At 67.7% G+C, this 16,370-nt stretch carries 16 protein-coding genes and 3 pseudogenes; 1 reads left to right on the plus strand and 18 read right to left on the minus strand.

From position 1 onward, the window contains the following. Window positions 1-80 precede the first annotated feature (80 nt). From CFB50_RS38345 to CFB50_RS40600, 3 genes are all read right to left on the minus strand, one after another. The gene (locus CFB50_RS38345; protein WP_089449530.1) at window positions 81-1,976 is read right to left on the minus strand and encodes a protease modulator HflK; all 1,896 of its coding nucleotides are present in this window, start codon (window positions 1,974-1,976) and stop codon (window positions 81-83) included. Window positions 1,977-2,166: 190 nt separating this feature from the next. Continuing rightward, window positions 2,167-2,358 carry a hypothetical protein gene (locus tag CFB50_RS39380; protein ID WP_144020772.1) on the minus strand — a complete coding sequence of 64 codons (192 nt, stop codon included), beginning with the start codon at window positions 2,356-2,358 and terminating at the stop codon, window positions 2,167-2,169. 587 nt (window positions 2,359-2,945) lie between these two features. Further along, entirely contained in the window at window positions 2,946-3,389 is a 444-nt protein-coding gene (locus CFB50_RS40600) for a type II secretion system F family protein (RefSeq protein ID WP_373452998.1), read from the minus strand. Here CFB50_RS40600 and CFB50_RS40605 point away from each other — a divergent pair. Beyond that, window positions 3,294-3,713, plus strand: a pseudogene (locus CFB50_RS40605) (hypothetical protein); the annotation flags it as partial. The gene CFB50_RS40600 and the pseudogene CFB50_RS40605 overlap by 96 nt on opposite strands. A 249-nt stretch (window positions 3,714-3,962) precedes the next feature. On the opposite strand, the gene CFB50_RS38360 reads toward CFB50_RS40605, so the two are convergent. The 15 genes and pseudogenes from CFB50_RS38360 to CFB50_RS39385 all read right to left on the minus strand — a co-directional run. Next, window positions 3,963-4,940 carry a type II secretion system F family protein gene (locus CFB50_RS38360; RefSeq protein WP_089449533.1) on the minus strand — a complete coding sequence of 326 codons (978 nt, stop codon included), beginning with the start codon at window positions 4,938-4,940 and terminating at the stop codon, window positions 3,963-3,965. Between the two features lie 33 nt (window positions 4,941-4,973). After that, window positions 4,974-6,341, minus strand: a pseudogene (locus CFB50_RS38365) (CpaF family protein). An 18-nt stretch (window positions 6,342-6,359) separates the two neighbouring features. Then, on the minus strand, window positions 6,360-7,568 hold the full coding sequence (locus CFB50_RS38370) for an AAA family ATPase (RefSeq protein WP_089449534.1): 1,209 nt from the start codon (window positions 7,566-7,568) through the stop codon (window positions 6,360-6,362). A 22-nt stretch (window positions 7,569-7,590) separates the two neighbouring features. Beyond that, window positions 7,591-8,034, minus strand: a complete 444-nt coding sequence (locus CFB50_RS38375) for a TadE/TadG family type IV pilus assembly protein (protein WP_069249605.1) — start codon at window positions 8,032-8,034, stop codon at window positions 7,591-7,593. After that, window positions 8,031-8,564: a TadE/TadG family type IV pilus assembly protein gene (locus CFB50_RS38380; RefSeq protein WP_089449535.1), complete on the minus strand. Its 534-nt coding sequence runs from the start codon at window positions 8,562-8,564 to the stop codon at window positions 8,031-8,033. The genes CFB50_RS38375 and CFB50_RS38380 overlap by 4 nt, the downstream gene beginning before the upstream one ends. Before the next feature lie 13 nt (window positions 8,565-8,577). Beyond that, window positions 8,578-9,849: a pilus assembly protein TadG-related protein gene (locus tag CFB50_RS38385; protein WP_089449536.1), complete on the minus strand. Its 1,272-nt coding sequence runs from the start codon at window positions 9,847-9,849 to the stop codon at window positions 8,578-8,580. Window positions 9,850-9,874: 25 nt separating this feature from the next. Further along, on the minus strand, window positions 9,875-10,177 hold the full coding sequence (locus tag CFB50_RS38390; RefSeq protein WP_069249608.1) for a hypothetical protein: 303 nt from the start codon (window positions 10,175-10,177) through the stop codon (window positions 9,875-9,877). Between the two features lie 20 nt (window positions 10,178-10,197). Continuing rightward, window positions 10,198-12,132, minus strand: a complete 1,935-nt coding sequence (locus tag CFB50_RS38395; protein WP_089449537.1) for a type II and III secretion system protein family protein — start codon at window positions 12,130-12,132, stop codon at window positions 10,198-10,200. A gap of 99 nt (window positions 12,133-12,231) precedes the next feature. Further along, a complete protein-coding gene (gene cpaB, locus CFB50_RS38400; RefSeq protein WP_069249610.1) occupies window positions 12,232-13,071 on the minus strand; it encodes a Flp pilus assembly protein CpaB in 840 nt (279 codons plus the stop codon). 35 nt (window positions 13,072-13,106) lie between these two features. Beyond that, window positions 13,107-14,507, minus strand: a complete 1,401-nt coding sequence (locus CFB50_RS38405; protein WP_089449538.1) for an ATPase — start codon at window positions 14,505-14,507, stop codon at window positions 13,107-13,109. A 32-nt stretch (window positions 14,508-14,539) separates the two neighbouring features. Next, window positions 14,540-15,079, minus strand: a complete 540-nt coding sequence (locus CFB50_RS38410; protein ID WP_089449539.1) for an A24 family peptidase — start codon at window positions 15,077-15,079, stop codon at window positions 14,540-14,542. A 54-nt stretch (window positions 15,080-15,133) separates the two neighbouring features. Next, window positions 15,134-15,340 (minus strand): Flp family type IVb pilin, encoded by a 207-nt coding sequence (locus CFB50_RS38415; protein ID WP_039355490.1) that lies wholly within the window; start codon window positions 15,338-15,340, stop codon window positions 15,134-15,136. Between the two features lie 82 nt (window positions 15,341-15,422). Next, the gene (locus CFB50_RS38420) at window positions 15,423-15,614 is read right to left on the minus strand and encodes a Flp family type IVb pilin (RefSeq protein ID WP_089449540.1); all 192 of its coding nucleotides are present in this window, start codon (window positions 15,612-15,614) and stop codon (window positions 15,423-15,425) included. Window positions 15,615-15,755: 141 nt separating this feature from the next. Then, entirely contained in the window at window positions 15,756-15,947 is a 192-nt protein-coding gene (locus CFB50_RS38425) for a Flp family type IVb pilin (RefSeq protein WP_039355485.1), read from the minus strand. Window positions 15,948-16,253: 306 nt separating this feature from the next. Beyond that, window positions 16,254-16,370: pseudogene (locus tag CFB50_RS39385) on the minus strand (IS5/IS1182 family transposase); the annotation flags it as partial.

A 16,370-nucleotide genomic window follows, 5' to 3' on the forward strand; every position in this document is an offset into this window, starting at 1 on the left:
GTGCGGCGTCGCTCGCGTGCGGTGCGGCGGCACGGCTTGTTGCCGTGTCGCGCCGCCCATGCGGAAATCGCCGCGACATGTCAATGGATGCCGGCCAGATCGCCGGCAGGCGTATTGCGAAGATCGACGGTCGCCCGCGTGCCGTCGGCAAGCCGGTCGTCGATGATCGTCATGCGCGCGTCGCTCAGGCCGCGTTGCAGCCGGTCGAGGTAATACTCGAACGGAAACGCGGGGCCGCCGAGCCGGTACGCGACCAGGTCGGCGTCGAACTCGATCTGCTGCACGCGCGCCGACGACACCGTGTCGCCGGCCTGCGCTTCGGCGTGCGCGACCCGTTCGAGCGCCTGCTGCTGCGCGTTGCCGAGCAGGCCGGCCGCGAAGCCGCGCGCCTGCGCGACGCTGCCCTGCGCGCGGATCTGCGCGGCCTGCACGTCGTGGAACGCGGCCGCTGCGCCGGTCGGCGGATGCACGCTCTCGATCACGACCGCGATCACGTCGACGCCGCTTTGCAGCCGGTCGAGCTGCCGCTGGATCGCGCGCTTCAACTGGCCGGCCATCGCGGCCTGATTCGTTTCCAGCAGCGATTCGAGCGTATGCGACGCGAGGTAGTGCACGAGTTCGCGATTGGCGCTCGTGCGCACCGTGCTTTCCGGGTCGATCGCGCGATAGAGCGCCGCGCGTGCGTCGGCATCGGTCAGGCCGAGCCGGTAATCGACCCGCACGTCGGCGTTGACGATCTGGAAGTTCTGGCGGTCGCCGTTCGCGCCGGCGATCACCTGGGTGGTTTCCCACGGATGCGGCACATCCCACAGACGGTCGAGGCGCTCGGGTGTCGGGCCATCGGCGGGCACGGGCGACGTATCGGCGCTGCCGTCGTTCGTGCTGCCCGCGATCGCGACCTGGTGCACCGCGCCGTTGTCGACGATGCGCGCGCGCCCGAACGGCCAGGGCAGGCCGACGTGCAGGCCCGGCTGCCACACCGTGACCGGCGCGCCGAAGCGCTCGTAGACCGCGCGCTGCTCCGGGTTCAGCACGACGACGGCGGTGAGCAGCCATGCACACGCGACGGTGGCGGCGAGCGCGCCGGGCAGCAGCCGCACGAAGCTGCGCCAGCCCCAGCTCTGCCGCAAATCGATGCCGTAACGATGGCGCAGCTCGGCGCCGAGCGACGCGAACGGCGACGGGCGCCGGCTCAGCAGCCCGGTGATCGCGCTGGTCGGCGCGACGGCGCCGCGCGGCCCCGCAAACCACGACAGCACGCCGCGCAGGGTCAGTTCGGCGGCGACGGCTGCATTGAGCAGCGCGACCGCCTGCACGAGCCAGTCTGCCGTGCGGTGCCGGAACGCGAACCATGCGGCGGCCAGCGCACCCGCGAGCGCGGTGACGAGCGCAACGCGCAGCATCCGCGTGAGCGACGCGGACACCGCCGAACGGCTGACGGCCGCCGCATGGTGGCGTTCGGCGACGAGTGTCAGGAAGGCGAGAACGATGCAGGCCGCGCCGGCCGCGAGCGTAGGCTCGGGCGAACCCATCGCGCGCACCAGCATCACGGGCGACGGCGGCTGCCACGCGAGCACGGCGAGCGCGACGGAAAGCACACCGCAGCCGGTGACGGCCCACGGCCGCCAGTCGATCGCAGCGGCGATCGCCGGCCACGGGTTGTCGTCGTGCTCCGGTTCGTGCTTTCGGCTGAATGCATGGCGCAGCCAGTCGCCGATCAGCGTGGCGGCCGATATTTCCGGAGGATGGCGGCGTGCGCGGCCGGCGAGCAGCACGCCGATCGCGACGACGAGTACGTTGCACCATGCGCTGGCAAGGGGTGCGCACCAGCGCAGGTCGGCGGGCAGGACGTCGACGGCGCCCAGCGCGCCGAGCGTGGCGACCAGCAACGCGGCGGCGCCTGCGACCGGCGCGAGTGCGTCGCGCACGGCCGGGTTGCCGGTAATGTCGTCGTTGCCTTCCGCCTGCTGCCCCATCGGGATTCCTTACGTACGAATTACAGGGTGTGCAGGCGTCCGTACGGAATTCTGCGAGCGGCAATGTAGCGCGGCGGATGATGAAACTCAAGGCATCGATGCGATTGACGCGACGGATGAAACAGTCGTGCGGACCGGAATTTTCCGCCGCATGGCGGGCAACGCGTCGGTCGGCCGTCCGCGCGGCGAATCATCCCGGATTCAGATCAGCTGCCGGCCCGCGGCCGACTCGATCTTCCAGCACGCGGCCGGAAATCGGCACGTACGCGATACGGATACGCTCGCCGTTGCGCAACGGGTCAGGGACGGCCTTGTCGATCTGGAAGCGCCGGCGCGGCACATCGGGGCCGTCGTCGGCTACGCTCAGGCAGTCGCTCGACATGCCGCGAAATACCGCGCGTCGAGCCGGGCGATCGTGGTGTCGAGCACGAGCTTCCGATTGGCTTTCAGGTTGAGCGATGCCTTGTGCTCGCTCCACAGGTAGATCAGGCGAGCGTCAAAAGCGGGTACGACACCGGATGCGTGAGGAACGCACAGCCCATGGGAATCGCGGGAAATGCAAATGCGAGCGTCAGGAGCAGCAGGCCGCCGCCTTTGGTGCCGCGCCGCGAATGTCAACCATGCCATAGCGCGGCGTCCATCCTGTCATCACCACGATTGCGTCAGGGACGCAGTTGACACGCCGGTCGCGATCCGCGACGTTCGCGCCGTCGCGCACAACGTGATGCCGGCAAACTTCGCCGGCATTCAGGGTAGCAGTAGGGGGCAGCCGCTGAGGCGGTGGACTACGGCTCGTTCCATGGCCGACCATGGGTCCAGGATGCCTTGACGCCGCTATGGTCAACCTGTCTCGCGGCGCCACCTGGGGAGGGAGCCTCCATGAAGCCTGTTACCGTGCCGGCCGGCGGGGGTGGCCGTCCGGCACGCAAAACCTTGATCGACGAAACGGGCGCAACGCCGCTGCGCCACTCACTGCCCGATGCCCACGAACGTCGGCAGCAGCACGCGATAGACGTGGATCATCGCCGGCCCGAGCAGCACCATCATCAGTGCGGGGAAAATGAAGAAGATCAGCGGGAACAGCAGCTTCAGCGCGATCTTCGCGGCCCGCTCTTCCGCGCGCATCCGCCGCCGCGTGCGCAGCATGTCGGACAGCACGCGCAGCGATTCGCTGATGCTCGTGCCGAAGCGGTCGGCCTGGATCAGCATCGCGCAGAACGACTCGATGTCCTCCACGCCGGTACGCAGCGCGAGATTGCGCAGCGCCGTCTCCTTCGTGAAGCCGGAGCGCATCTCGAGCAGCAGCAGGTCGAGTTCGCTCGCGACCACCTCGCTGCTGAACCGCAGTTCCTCGCTCACCTTCATCAGCGCCGCATCGAGCCCGAGCCCCGCTTCGACGCACACCGTCAGCAGGTCGAGCGCGTCCGGGAAATCCTCGAAGATCTTCTGCTGGCGCACCTTGACCCGCTGCGACAGCACGACGTTCGGGATGTAGTAGCCGATGCCGGCGAGCGCGACGAGGATGACCGACAGGATCGCACGCTCGTCGCCGAGCGACGTCGTGATCAGCACCATCAACGCCACGCACGGCAACCCGAGCGCGAGCGCCGTCTTCGCGGTGAAATACAGGGCGGCCGCGCTCTGGTTGCGCCAGCCGGCATTCATGAGCCGGATGCGCAGCGGCGAATCCTCCCAACCCTCCTTCGGCACCGACAGCTTCGAGATCGGGGTGGATAGCTCGACCAGCTTCGCGACCCAGCGCGACGCCAGGTCGTCGCCGTCGCCCGTGCCCGCCGCGCCGGTCGCGCCCGCCCCGGTCCCGCCGGCCTGCTGGATCCGGCGCTGGATGCTGCGTGGCGCGAACAGCAGCATCGCGACGAGCGCGCCGCCGGCCACGAAGAGGAACAAGCCGCCCAGCATCACGGCCTGGACTACGCTCAGGTTTTGCATGACAGCCTCGCAACGGTTCGTTATACGGCTCGCGCGTCAGACGCGAATGCGGACGATACGGCGGATCCAGAACAGCCCGAACAGCATCGACACCAGCATCATGCCGACCATCCGGATCCCCGCCGGGTCCTCCCAGAGCACGGACAGGAATTCGCGGTTCAGCAGCGCCATCACCGCGGCGGTGCCGAACGGCAGCAGCCCGAGAATCCATGCCGACAGCCGCCCTTCCGCCGACAGCACGCGCACCTTGTCGAACAGCTTGAAGCGCTCGCGGATCAGCGCGGCGATGCTGTCGAGCAGCTCGGCGAGGTTGCCGCCCGTCTCGCGCTGGATCAGCACGGCGATCACGAAGTAGCGCAGGTCCTGCACCGGCACGCGCGTGACGAGGTTCATCAGTGCGTCGTGCAGCGACACGCCGTAGTTGACCTCGTCGAACGTGACCCTGAACTCGCCGCCCATCGGATCGGGAAACTCGTCGCCGACCATCCCGAGCGTGCTCGTGAACGAGTGGCCGGAACGCAGTGCGCGCGCGATCATGTCGCAGATGTCCGGCAACTGCCGCTCGAGCTTGCGCATCCGCTTCCCGCGGCAGCGCATCACGTACATCATCGGCAGGCATCCGGCGAACAGCGCGACCGGCAGCGCCGCGAGCTGCGGCAACGTCGCGAAGCTCAGCGCAAGCCACGCGAACGCCGCGAACACCGCGCTGAGCATGATTAGCTTCGGCAGCGTCCAGTCGAGGCCCGACTGCTGGATCACGAGATCGAGCCGATGCACGCGCGGCATGCGCAGCAGCAGCCGGTCGAACGGCTTCGATTCGTCGAGCATCCGCTTCTTCAGGATCGACAGCCGTTCCTGCTGGACGTTGCCGCCGGCCGACATCGAGCGGATGCGCGATTCGATCCGGCGCGCGGCAGCGCCATGCCGCGCGTTCCACCATTGATAACCGCCTTCGATCGCGAGTACCACCGCGACGAAGGTGAGAATCACAAAACCGTAAAAGATCGTGTTCATGAAGCCTCCCCGGCAGCGAACGGCGCCCTGTCGTCAGTTCGTCTCGTACCGCTGAGACGGGTCGTACAGCGAATCCGGCAGGTTGATGCCGAACGCCTGCAGCCGCTCGACGAACTTCGGCCGCACGCCCGTCGCGCAGAAGTGGCCGCGTACCGAACCGTCGCGGTCCACGCCCGTTCGCTTGAACGTGAAGATCTCCTGCATGTTGATGATGTCGCCCTCCATCCCCGTCAGTTCCTGGATGCTGACGATCTTGCGCCTGCCGTCGGTCAGCCGCGCGGCCTGCACGACCACCGAGATCGCCGATGTGATCTGCTGGCGCATCGTCTTCGGCGGCAGCGTCAGGCCGGAGATGCTGACCATGTTCTCGAGCCGCGTCAGCGCGTCCCGCGGGGTGTTCGCGTGGATCGTCGCGAGCGAGCCTTCGTGGCCGGTGTTCATCGCGTTGAGCATGTCGAGCGCTTCGGCGCCGCGCACTTCGCCGAGGATGATCCGGTCCGGGCGCATCCGCAGCGCGTTGCGCACCAGCGTGCGCTGCGTGATCTCGCCCTTGCCTTCGATGTTCGGCGGTCGCGTTTCGAGCCGCAGCACGTGCGGCTGCTGCAGTTGCAGTTCGGCGGCATCCTCGATCGTCACGATCCGCTCGTTGCGCGGAATGAAGCCGGACAGGATGTTGAGCAGCGTCGTCTTGCCGCTGCCGGTGCCGCCCGACACCAGCACGTTCACCTTCGCGCGCGACAGCGCGTCGAGCAGCTCGGCCATCGGCGGCGTCAGGCTGTGGTAGCGCACGAGGTCGTCCATCTTCAGCGGATTGACCGCGAAACGCCGGATCGACATCAGCGGCCCGTCGATCGCGGACGGCGGGATGATCGCGTTCACGCGCGAGCCGTCGGGCAGCCGCGCATCGACCATCGGGCTCGATTCGTCGATGCGGCGCCCGACGCGCGACACGATCTTCTCGATCACCTTCATCAGGTGCGCGTCGTCGTAGAACGTCACGTCGGTCAGTTCGAGCTGGCCGAAGCGCTCAACATAGACCTGCCGGTACGTGTTCACGAGGATGTCGGAAATGCTCGGGTCGCGGAGCAGCGCTTCGAGCGGGCCAAAACCGAACATCTCGTCGTACACGTCGATCGCGAGCTGCCGCCGCTCGATGTCGTTCGCCGGCAGCCGCTCCTCGTCGAGGATGCGCGTGATCAGCAGGCCGATCTCCATGCGGACCGATTCCTGCGGCATCCGCGACAGGCGCTCGAGCTCGACGCGTTCGAGCACGGCCAGATGGATTTAGCGGCGCAGCTTCTGGTATGCGTCGCGCACCGACGAATGGGCCGGGCCGGCCGGGTCGCTGCCCGCCGCCGGCGGCTGGGCCCGTTGCAAGGACATCTGTTCGCGCAATGACATGATGGTTCCCCGAAAGATTTACATGGACTTGAGCTTCGGCGTGGCCTTGCGGCCGAACAGCCGGGACATCAGCGGTTCGCTGTGCGTCGCGCCGTGCTCCGCGCGCACCTCCCCTTCGACGAGTTGCTTCGCATACCCCTGCAACGCACGGACGACCCCCGTGCCACGCGCGACCCGCGACACCGGATGGCCCTGGTTGATCGCTTCGAGCACGGTGTCGGCATCGTCGGGAATCATGCAGGCCGCGTGCAGGCCGAGCACTTCCTCGAGCGCCGTGCGGGTGCGGTCGCTCGCGCGCGTCGCGCGGTTCACGATCAGACGCATCTGGTCGGTCGAGTAGCCGAGCGACACGAGGATCTCCAGCAACCGGCGGCCCGCGCGCACGTGCGGCATCGCGGGTTGCAGCACGAGCTCGATCTGGTCGCTGCGATCCAGCGCGACCATCGACAGCGGATTGATGCAGACGCCGACGTCGAAGACCACGAAGTCGTAACGCGGCGCGGCGACGCCCAGGATCCATTCGAGCGCGTCCTCGCGCATCTCGGCGGCCTTGACCGGATCGCCTGCGCCCGCGAGCACGTGGAAGTTTTCCGTCACGTGCGCGACGCTCGCGTCGAGAAACGCGCTGTCGAGCCGCTCGATCTGCGCGCACAGCTGCGGCAGCGTCGACGGCGGGGTTTCGTCGCTGACGAGGAACGCCGCGTCGGCGAACTGCTGGTTCAGGTCGATCAGCAGCACGCGGCGCTTGAAGCCTTCCGCGATCTCGAATGCGAGGTTGCTGGCCGCGAAGCTCGTGCCGGCCCCGCCCTTGCACGACATGAACGACACGATCCGCGTATCGTCGGTGTCGCGCCGTGTGCTCTGCGCGGCCGCCCGTTCGAGCGCGTGGCCGAGCGCCTGCGGGTCGAGCGGCCACTGCAGCACGTCGCGCGCGCCCGCACGCATCGCGTCGAGCAGCACGTGCGGCGACGCATCGGCCGTCACGAGAATGCAGGTCAGGCCCGCGTGCGCGCGGCAGATGCGCTCGATCGCCGACAGCTCGGACGGGTCGAGCGACGTGCCGTCGACCAGCAGGATGTCGAACGCGTCGAGCCCGTCGGTGCGATGTTCGATCTGCGACGGGCGGCCGGTCGCGCGTGTCGCGCGATAGCGTCCGCAGTCGGCCACGAGGCGCGCGATCTGCGTGAGTCGCGCGGTGTCGTCGGAAGCTACGAGAATGTTGATCATGTCGTGTGCCTCGCCTGTTCGATCAATTGCAGTTGGCGCCGCCGGTCGCGGAAGTCAGGCTTTCGCGCGGCAGTGTCGTCGTGAACGGCGGCATCGTCACCGTGACGTTCACGAACGGGATCATCGTCTTGACGGTGACGTTCGTGACGCTGACCGTCACGAACGCGCACGAATTCACGTCACAGCTTGCGGGCGAGTAGTTCACCGACACGTTCGCGTTCGACAGCAGCGGCAGCAGCGATCTCACGCGCTTCACGACGCCGGCCGCATTCACGTCGCAGACCACCGCCGTGCGCGCGCCCAGGCGCACGGCTTCGCTCGCGGTGCTCCAGTAGAACAGCACGCGGCCGAATTCGAAGATGCCGATCAGCAGCATGATCAGGATCCACGCGATCAGCGCGAACTCGACGATCGCCGAGCCGCGTTGGGCACGCCGGCGTGACGGGAGGGCATGGCGCGCGTTCATGACACTTGCCTCATCACGGTGACGATGTTGTTGAAGGTGATCGACGGCAGCCCCGGGAACGCGGGAATCGGCTGGTACTTGTAGCCCGTGATCTTCACTTCGACGACGTTGATCGCGCCCGTCGCGGTGCCGCCCGACGCGTTGTTGTTCGAGTCGTAGGTCGGCAGGTTCGCGAACTGCGCCGGGTCGGACGTGTCGCTGCAGCCGGTCGTGCGCTGCGCGTCGCAGATCGTCACCATCGACGTGGTGAGCCCCGGCACCAGCTCGGTGCCGGCGGCGCCGCACGTCGTGCTGCCGTAGACGACGAGGCACTGCGCCTGCGAGGCCGGATACGCGCTGTCGCTCGGCAACCAGACCGACAGGTAGCGCGCCGCATCGCGAGTCGCCTTGGTCAGCGTCTCGAACTGGTAGATCGCGCGGCCGAACTCGGCCACGCCGGTCGCGAGCATGATCATCGGCATCAGCACGAGCGCGAACTCGACGGCGACGGCGCCACGGGTGCGCGAACGGCGAAACGGGGGCTTTTTCATGATCCGCTCTCCGCTATTGAACGAGCATCGGGACCTGGGTCCCGGACGCGCTGCCGCTGCCCGGCAAGCCGTGCGTCGCGCACGGATTGTTGCCGGAGACCGACGAGCCGAGGTATTCGAGGTGCGCGACGACCGCGCCGCTGCCTGCGCTGAACGGAAGCGGATCGAGCATCAGCACGCAATCCCACTGCGTGACGTGCACCTTGCCGCTGCTGCCCGACAGCGTCGAGCAGTCGCCCTCAGGCGCGAGCGCGACGCGGCGGTCGCTGCCGAAAGTCTGGTAGTTGCTCGCCGTCGCGGTGCCGTTGGTGTTGATCCCGCTGCCCGTCGGCGGCGCGCCGTCGCCCTGGTAGGACTTGAAGGCTGCGCGGTCGGCCACGAACTGCGTGTACGCATCGCCCTTGATGCCGGCCGTTCCGGGCGGCCCGTAGTTCGGGCCGACATACGCGTAGCCGGTGAAGTCGGGCTGGCCGCTCGAGCCGTTCGCGCCGTTCGTATAGATGCCGAAGCGCGTATTCCAGGCGCGCAGCGACGCCGACTTCAGGCCCGTGGTGGCGAGATCCGGCGGGCTCTTGATGTTGCAGGTATTGCCCGACAGCTCGCCGGCGAGGGTCGGTTCGTTCGTCGAGCCGTCGAGCGCCGCCCAGCCGAAGTTGCCCGGCCCGTAGGTCGACGACGACCCGGACGGCGACGAGATCCAGTCGCCGACCTTGTACGCCGGATCGGATGGGCCGCGACACACGAACACCGGGATCGCGCAGGTCGTCTGCCCGCCGCCGACGGTTGCGATCGCGCTGGCCGACACCTCCGCCGCGTTCGCGAGCTTCGTGCCCGGCAGCACGTTCAGTATCTCGACGAACCAGTGCGCGATGTTGCTCAACGTCGCGGTGCACTGCACGTACTTGATGTTCGCCGGCGTCGTGACCGAGTTCTTCGTCAGGAACGCGTTGGACAGCGAGTCGCTGAATGTGACGTTCGCGTTCGTCGACATCTGCACCGACTTGTTCTGGAAGAACACGAAGTTCAGGTGGCCGGCGGCGATGCCGTCCGCCTCGGCCACCGACAGGCTGATGGCCGAAGTCAGGTCACGCGCAGCCGACAGCGCGCACGCATCGGCGCTGTTCTGCAGTTCGCTGCGCGTGACGTACAGCTTGCCGAGATCCAGCGCCAGGCCGACGAACCCGATCATCACCGCCAGCGAGAGGCCGACGATGATCGCGACGGCACCGCGCTGGCGATGCAGGCTGCGACGCATGACTTTCGGATAACGGGCTGCGCTGTTCATGGCGTTCTCCCTGAGCGTGCCGTCGTTACTGGGTGGACTTGCCGATGCCGATCACGAACGCATTGGCGGGCGGCACGGTTTGCTTGAACGACTTGTCGTAGTTGTCGAGCGCGGCCGCGGCGGCAGCGCCGTCGACCCCCGGCGCCGACACCGAGGCCGCGTGTTCGCCGGCATGCGGGTCGATGATCTGGGCCTGGGTCACGGCGCGGACCGAATCGCCGAAGCGGGTGTCCCACACCGGGGTCGACGACATGCAGCCGGCAAGCGCGAACGCGAGCGGTGCGGCGAGCGCCACGCGGCGCACGATGACGAGGTAGGCGGATTTCATGAGCGTCCCCTTGGATGGCTTCAACGATCGGTGGATTCGGGTGCCGCGCTCACGCGCACGACCTGCTGCGCATGGGCCGCCGCCGGTGTCCGGCGCTTCGGCTGCCCCGCCGGCTGGGCCGGCGTGTCGGAACCGGCTGCCGCAAGACGTGCGGCGGCGGCTTCGATGCGCGCGATACGGGCCGCGTTGGCGGTATCGTGCTGCGGTACGGCTGCGGCAACCGGTGCAGGTGCAGGCGTCTTCTGTGGCTCGGCCGGCACCGGCGGCTGTGCGTCCGTCCCCTGCGGCGCGCGCGGTGCGGGCAGCGCGGCGGCCGGGCCGGCGGGCGCTTCCGATTGCGGTACCGGTGCGGGGGCCGGTGCCTGGGCCGGGGTCTGCGGTGCGGCTGCCGCGCCGCTCGCCGGTTGAGCACCGGGCTTGCGCACACCACCGCGGCCTTCCATGTTGCCCGTCGCATACACGTCGATTTCGTTCGGCTTCGAGAAGCTGTCGGTCGGCAGCGGCACGTCGGCGGTCTGCAGCGGCTTCACCAGGTGCGGTGTGATCACGAAGATCAGCTCGGTGCGGTCCTGCTGGAACGATGTACTGCGGAGCAGCGCGCCGAGCACGGGAATTTCGCCGACACCCGGGAGCGCCTTCAGTGCGCCGGTCCCGTTGTCCTTGATCAGCCCGCCGATCGCGAACGTTTCGCCGTCACCCATCTGCACCGTCGTCGATGCGCGCCGCGTCGTGATCAGCGGCAGGATCGACGTGCCGCCGATGTTGGTCGCGCTCAGCGTGACGCCCGTCTGCGACAGCTCCGACACTTCCGGCGCGACCTTCAGGCTGATCCGGCCATTGCCCAGCACGGTCGGCGTGAACTTCAGCGCGACGCCGAACTCCTCTTCCTGCAGCGTGATCGACGACGTGCCGTTGCCGCTGCTTTGCGGGATCGGGATGAAGATCTTGCCGCCGGCGAGGAACGTCGCTTCCTGGCCGCTGATCGTCACGAGATTCGGCTCCGCGAGGATCTTGACCAGGTTGTCGGTGTTCTGCGCGTCGGCCGCGAGGTTGAACGGCTTGTTGTTCGCCTTGCTGAAGGCGATCCCGGTTGCGACGCCCGCGAGCAGGTTGCTGACCAGCGCACCGCTCCACGAACCGAACCCGCCCTGGATGTTGAGCGCGCTGCCCATCTGGTTGATCAGCGTCTTCGACACCTCGGCCACCTTCACCTCGAGCATCACCTGCTGCGGCGACGTGACGTTCAGCATGTTGAGCACCCCGCCCGCCTTGCCGCCGCCCGCCGGATCGGCCGCGCTGTCACCGTACGCACGGGCGATCTGCACGGCCTGTTGCGCGGCCATCGAGCTCGACACGGTGCCGGCCAGCACGATCGTGCCGGCGGCGGTCGACACATGGATATCGCGCTCGTTCGGCATCAGCTGCATCAGCGACGCCTGCAGGCCGCCGGCATCCGCGCCGACCGCGACGTCGATCACGCGACATGCACCGCTCTTGCCCTGCACGATCATGTTGGTCGTGCCGACCGCAAGCCCGAGGATGTACAGCGTCTGCGGCGACACCATCGTGGCCTGCGCGACGGCCGGATTGCCGATCGTCCGATTACGGACCGGCTCCGGCATCGGCACCAGCAGCGACTTGCCGAGCGGCACGCTGACGCTGGTCGATTCGCGCACGGCGCCGACGCAGTTCGGTCCGCGCAGCGGCCCCGCCGCTGCGGCGGGCGCGGCGGCCGCCACCGGCGCCATGCTGATCGTCATCTGCATCGGCCCCTTGCCGACCGCGGCCGGCGCGCTGGCGCCGCCCTTGGTCAGCGCGGCCGACTCGACGCCTTCCTGCGCGAGTGCGCCATAAACGGTCAGCCATCCCGAACAGAGGATCGCGGCCATCATCGTGCCCCGTGCGACGCGTGTCTGCAGCGGCCCGGTACCTGTACATTGCGGTTTGATCTTCATTTCGTCTGATCCCCCGAGAGACCGGCGCCGTGCCGGTTATCGACTTCCAGGGCCACCGCGCGTTGCCGGCGGCCGTTTATGTGACTTCAATGAACTGATTCAGAAACACTCGACGCTGCCCTTCACGCCCGTCAGCACGCCGACGCAGTCGCGCCGTACCTCCGGCGCCGCGTGCGATGCGACGTGCACGCGTACCGTCTTCACACGGGCCGGTGCCGGCGGCGCTGCGGGTGCGGGCTCCTTGCCGAGCAGCGTCAGCTTGGTCGCCCCGTCGGTGTTCAGCGTCTTCTGGTCGACCTGGTTGCGCAGCACGAGCGACAGCGTGCCGACGCTGCGCGCGAGATCGAGCCGTTCGGCCTGGTCGGGCGTGACTTCCAGCGTCACGGCGTTGACGACCTTCGGTGCGGTGTCGTCGCGGCTCACCTGCTGCGCGACAGCCAGCACGAGGATGTGTTCGAGCACGATCTTGGAGATGCTCTGCCCGTCCGTCTTGCCCTGCTGCTCCTGCGTGTTGACGATCACGTCGACGTAGTTGCCCGGCAGCGCGAAGCCCGCGACGCCGACCACGTCGTTCACGCGCACCGTGATCGCGCGGCTGCCGTCGGCGATCACCGCGGACAGCCCGCCCTTGGTGCCGACCGGCGCGAGCTTCGACTCGATCACCGGCTCGTCGCGCGACAGGCTGGTGCGCACGACCCGCCCTTCGAGCGCCTTGGTATCGGTGAACGCACCGGTCGGCACGCTGCCCGACGGCCAGCTGATCATGCGGATCTGGTTCGGCCCGAGCGGTTCGCCCAGGTTCAGGTCGGTCGCCGCGACCGCCACCTGCGTGACGGAACTCGTGGATGTCTGCACCAGCCAGTGGGACGCAAACACGACCGCGGCAAGACCCGCGATCATCGCGACGACCAGCATCATGACCGCTCGACTGTTTTTCATGGCAATGCTCCTCGACGAATCGTGAAAGAAACGGCTCAACCGGTAATGAACGTACGGCCACCGCGCTCGACGGGCGGCGGATGGCTGCCGTCACGTTCGGGAGCCGCGCCGAAATAGCTCGCCCACGCGTCGTACAGTGCGTCGTGCGTCACCTCGGGCGGATCGCCGCGGTAACGCGCGCCGGCGGCCACGAGACGCAGCAGGTCCGCCGGGAAACAGGCGAGAAACGCCTTGCCGGTCGGCAGGTGCAGCCGATGCAGCAGGTAGTCGAATGCATCGCTCGCCGATACGAGTCCGAGCGATGCGCAGGCCGCGTTGTACACCCGGCGGTAGTCGTCGATCGACATCGCGCCGACGTGCAGCTTCGAACCGAGGCGGCGCAGGAATGCCTCGTCGCCCAGCTGCTCCGGCGACAGGTTGCTCGAGAACACCGGCCAGACGTCGAACGGCATCACGAAGCGGTTGCCGGATTCGAGCGTCAGGAGATCGACGCCGCGATCGAGCGGGCGCAGCCAGCGATTGAGCAGGTCGCGCGGCTCGACGCGCTGGCGGCCGAGATCGTCGACGACGTACATGCCCAGGTTCGCCTTCATGTGCGGCGGCGCCTGGTAGAAGCCGGCGGCCTCGTCGCGGCGCAGGTCGAGCTCGTCGAGCGTCAGTTCGCCGCCCGACATCACGACCGGCCGTTGACACAGGCGCCAGCGGCGATCGACCGACAGGCCGCCGGACGGCGCGTCCGCGTCGACGTGCACGAGCGGGTCGTAGATCTGGATCACTTCGCCGGCCGCGCAGATCGCGTGCGGCACCGGCACGCGGCCGCGCATCAGCGAGCCGAGCCGCTCGGCGAGGAAGGTCTTGCCGCTGCCGGCCGGGCCGTAGATCAGCAGCGGACGGCCGGCGTTCAGCGCGGCAGCCGCCGCATCGAGCAGCGACGTGTCGATCACGATCCCTTCGAACGCCGCCCACACTTCGTTCTGGCTGATATTCAGCTTGCGTACCGAATGCGCGTTCAGGCACTCGATATAGGCATCGAGCGTCACCGGCGCGGGACCGCTGTAGCCGCTGCGCGCCCCTTCTTCCAGTGCGAGCACCCGGCCCGCCTCGGTCAGGCGGAACGTCACGTCCAGATCGGTCGCACCGCGATGGGTGAGTTCGACGAGGTGCTCACGCACCAGGAATGCGAAGACGTCGTCGAGCACCGCGAGCGACAGGCAGTGCCGTTCGACCAGGTCGCCGTATGATGGGCGGCCGAGCACCAGTGTCGACTTCAGCACGAGGCCGGCAACGAACGTCAGGCTCAACCCGGTTTCCTCGAGCGAGCGCGGCGCCGCCGGCAACTGTGCGCCCAGCTTCGTATGCACTTCCCGCGACGGCAACGGATCGGGCAGGCGTGCCACCTGTGCGTCGCGTCTCGGTTCGGTGTAATTCGTGTTCATGATCGTTCCGTCCTCGTTGCGGATGCGTCGCGCTATGCGCACGACGCGAACAGCATGCCCAGCGTGCCGGCCGCGATCGCCACGCCGTACGGCAGCGTGCCGACCGATGCGATTTCGACGGGGCCGCCGGCGGCCTCGGCGCTCGCGCCTCGCGAGCGCAACGCGATCAACGCGTGCACGTTCGCCCACATCTGGCGCATCCGCCCGCGCAGCAGCGCGACGGCGATGGCGCCGATCCCGCCGGCCAGGAAGGTGGCCAGCACGATGTAAAACGTCATTTCCGCGCCGACCCAGGCGCCGATCGCGAGCATCAGCTTCACGTCGCCGGCCGCCATGCCGCGCAACACATAGAACGGCAGCAGCATGCCGAAGCCGGTCGCGGCGCCGGCGAGCCAGCCGAGTGCACCTGCCACGACACCGTGCAACAGGCACTGGGCAACCAGCGCGCCGGCCAGGCCGAGCAGGACGAGACGGTTCGGAATGCGACGGGTCGCGATGTCCGTGCTGGCCGCGGCGACGGCGAGCAGCGTCACGCACAACGGAACCGGGTAAGGCGGCGCAACGGGGAGCATGGCGAACCTCGCAGTCGAATCGGTGGAACCGGTGGAATCGGTGGAGTCGGCGGATCAGGAAACCATTGCCAGCGCGGTGGCCACGGCGGCCGTCACGGCCGTAGCGATCACCTCGTACGTATCGGCAAGCGAGCCTTTCAGCGTAACGACGCTGCCCAGCACCGCAACGGCGAACATCGCGCCGAGCAACGCATATTCGGTCGACGTCACACCCTGCTCGTCGCTGATCCAGCGACGTACGACGCGCATTCTGGCTTGCATGATGGTCTCCGGTTCCGGGTTGATCAGATGACCGGGGACGGCTCGAGCGCTGCACCGGCCGAGCCGTCCGCGGCACGATCCATCAGATGGCTGCGACCGCCGAATCCAGGTCGTCCGCGATCGTCTTGAACACGGTCTTGAGGTCCTGGCCGACCGTCGTCAGCGCGCCGATGATGCCGATGGCGATCAATGCGGCGATCAGGCCGTATTCGATGGCCGTCACACCGTCTTCATCGCGGATGAAGCGGCTGGCTTGTTGAATGAACTTGGACATGATGATCTCCTTGCGTAGTCACTTTCAGATCCCTCGCGGGCCGGCAGGATCGATTGATCCGGCATCGATACGTCGAGGCATGTTGTTAATGCCGTGTGGTGCCGACGAACGAATCGGACGAGCCGTTCGCCGCACCGTCCATCAAATCGCAGCTACTATCGAATCCAGATCGTCGGCGACCGTGCTGAATACGGTCTTCAGATCGGTACCGACGGTCGTCAACGCGGCGACGATGCCGATCGCGATCAGCGCGGCGATCAGGCCGTATTCAATGGCCGTCACGCCGCCCTGATCCTCGACGAGCCAGGCGATCTTCTCGATGATTCTTGACATGAGCATTCTCCTTTCGGACTGCTATGAAATACCCTTCGTCTGTCAGGACGTCGGGGGTGGGCACCACCGGCACTACTCGAAAAATCGGAACGCGTCGCTCAGCTGCGCGAGCGGGGATAGTCACCCCGGTCCGTGCGAACAGGTATCAGTGAGGCAGTGAGCGAGAAAGGCGTGTACGGTGCGACCGGCCGGATGAACCGGACGATCCGATCGACCGGAACGGCACGACTGCCGTTCGACGCGTGGAATCCTGTTGAACGGGAGACAAACTCCCGGAAAATCCGCAATGTGTCTTTAGAGGCCAGTTCAAAAACCTTGCTCAGCTCGCCTGAAGACGTTCCAGCAGACGAGCGAGCAGCCAAGTTTCAAGAATGCTTCGTGAATGTCGGCACGTCGCTCGAAGCGCGTGCGTAGACGACGGAA

The sequence above is a fragment of the Burkholderia sp. AU33423 genome, from assembly GCF_002223135.1.
Taxonomy (GTDB): domain Bacteria; phylum Pseudomonadota; class Gammaproteobacteria; order Burkholderiales; family Burkholderiaceae; genus Burkholderia; species Burkholderia lata_D.

Excerpts from the sequence above, each read along its gene's own strand:
- CFB50_RS38420 (WP_089449540.1), bottom strand. The coding sequence starts at position 15,614 with ATGTCCAAGTTCATTCAACAAGCCAGCCGCTTCATCCGCGATGAAGAC.
- CFB50_RS38385 (WP_089449536.1), bottom strand. The coding sequence starts at position 9,849 with ATGAACAGCGCAGCCCGTTATCCGAAAGTCATGCGTCGCAGCCTGCAT.
- CFB50_RS38375 (WP_069249605.1), bottom strand. The coding sequence starts at position 8,034 with ATGAACGCGCGCCATGCCCTCCCGTCACGCCGGCGTGCCCAACGCGGC.
- CFB50_RS38370 (WP_089449534.1), bottom strand. The coding sequence starts at position 7,568 with ATGATCAACATTCTCGTAGCTTCCGACGACACCGCGCGACTCACGCAG.
- CFB50_RS39380 (WP_144020772.1), bottom strand. The coding sequence starts at position 2,358 with ATGTCGAGCGACTGCCTGAGCGTAGCCGACGACGGCCCCGATGTGCCG.
- CFB50_RS38390 (WP_069249608.1), bottom strand. The coding sequence starts at position 10,177 with ATGAAATCCGCCTACCTCGTCATCGTGCGCCGCGTGGCGCTCGCCGCA.
- CFB50_RS38395 (WP_089449537.1), bottom strand. The coding sequence starts at position 12,132 with ATGAAGATCAAACCGCAATGTACAGGTACCGGGCCGCTGCAGACACGC.
- CFB50_RS38405 (WP_089449538.1), bottom strand. The coding sequence starts at position 14,507 with ATGAACACGAATTACACCGAACCGAGACGCGACGCACAGGTGGCACGC.
- CFB50_RS38345 (WP_089449530.1), bottom strand. The coding sequence starts at position 1,976 with ATGGGGCAGCAGGCGGAAGGCAACGACGACATTACCGGCAACCCGGCC.
- CFB50_RS38360 (WP_089449533.1), bottom strand. The coding sequence starts at position 4,940 with ATGAACACGATCTTTTACGGTTTTGTGATTCTCACCTTCGTCGCGGTG.
- CFB50_RS38410 (WP_089449539.1), bottom strand. The coding sequence starts at position 15,079 with ATGCTCCCCGTTGCGCCGCCTTACCCGGTTCCGTTGTGCGTGACGCTG.
- cpaB (WP_069249610.1), bottom strand. The coding sequence starts at position 13,071 with ATGAAAAACAGTCGAGCGGTCATGATGCTGGTCGTCGCGATGATCGCG.
- CFB50_RS38425 (WP_039355485.1), bottom strand. The coding sequence starts at position 15,947 with ATGTCAAGAATCATCGAGAAGATCGCCTGGCTCGTCGAGGATCAGGGC.
- CFB50_RS38380 (WP_089449535.1), bottom strand. The coding sequence starts at position 8,564 with ATGAAAAAGCCCCCGTTTCGCCGTTCGCGCACCCGTGGCGCCGTCGCC.
- CFB50_RS38415 (WP_039355490.1), bottom strand. The coding sequence starts at position 15,340 with ATGCAAGCCAGAATGCGCGTCGTACGTCGCTGGATCAGCGACGAGCAG.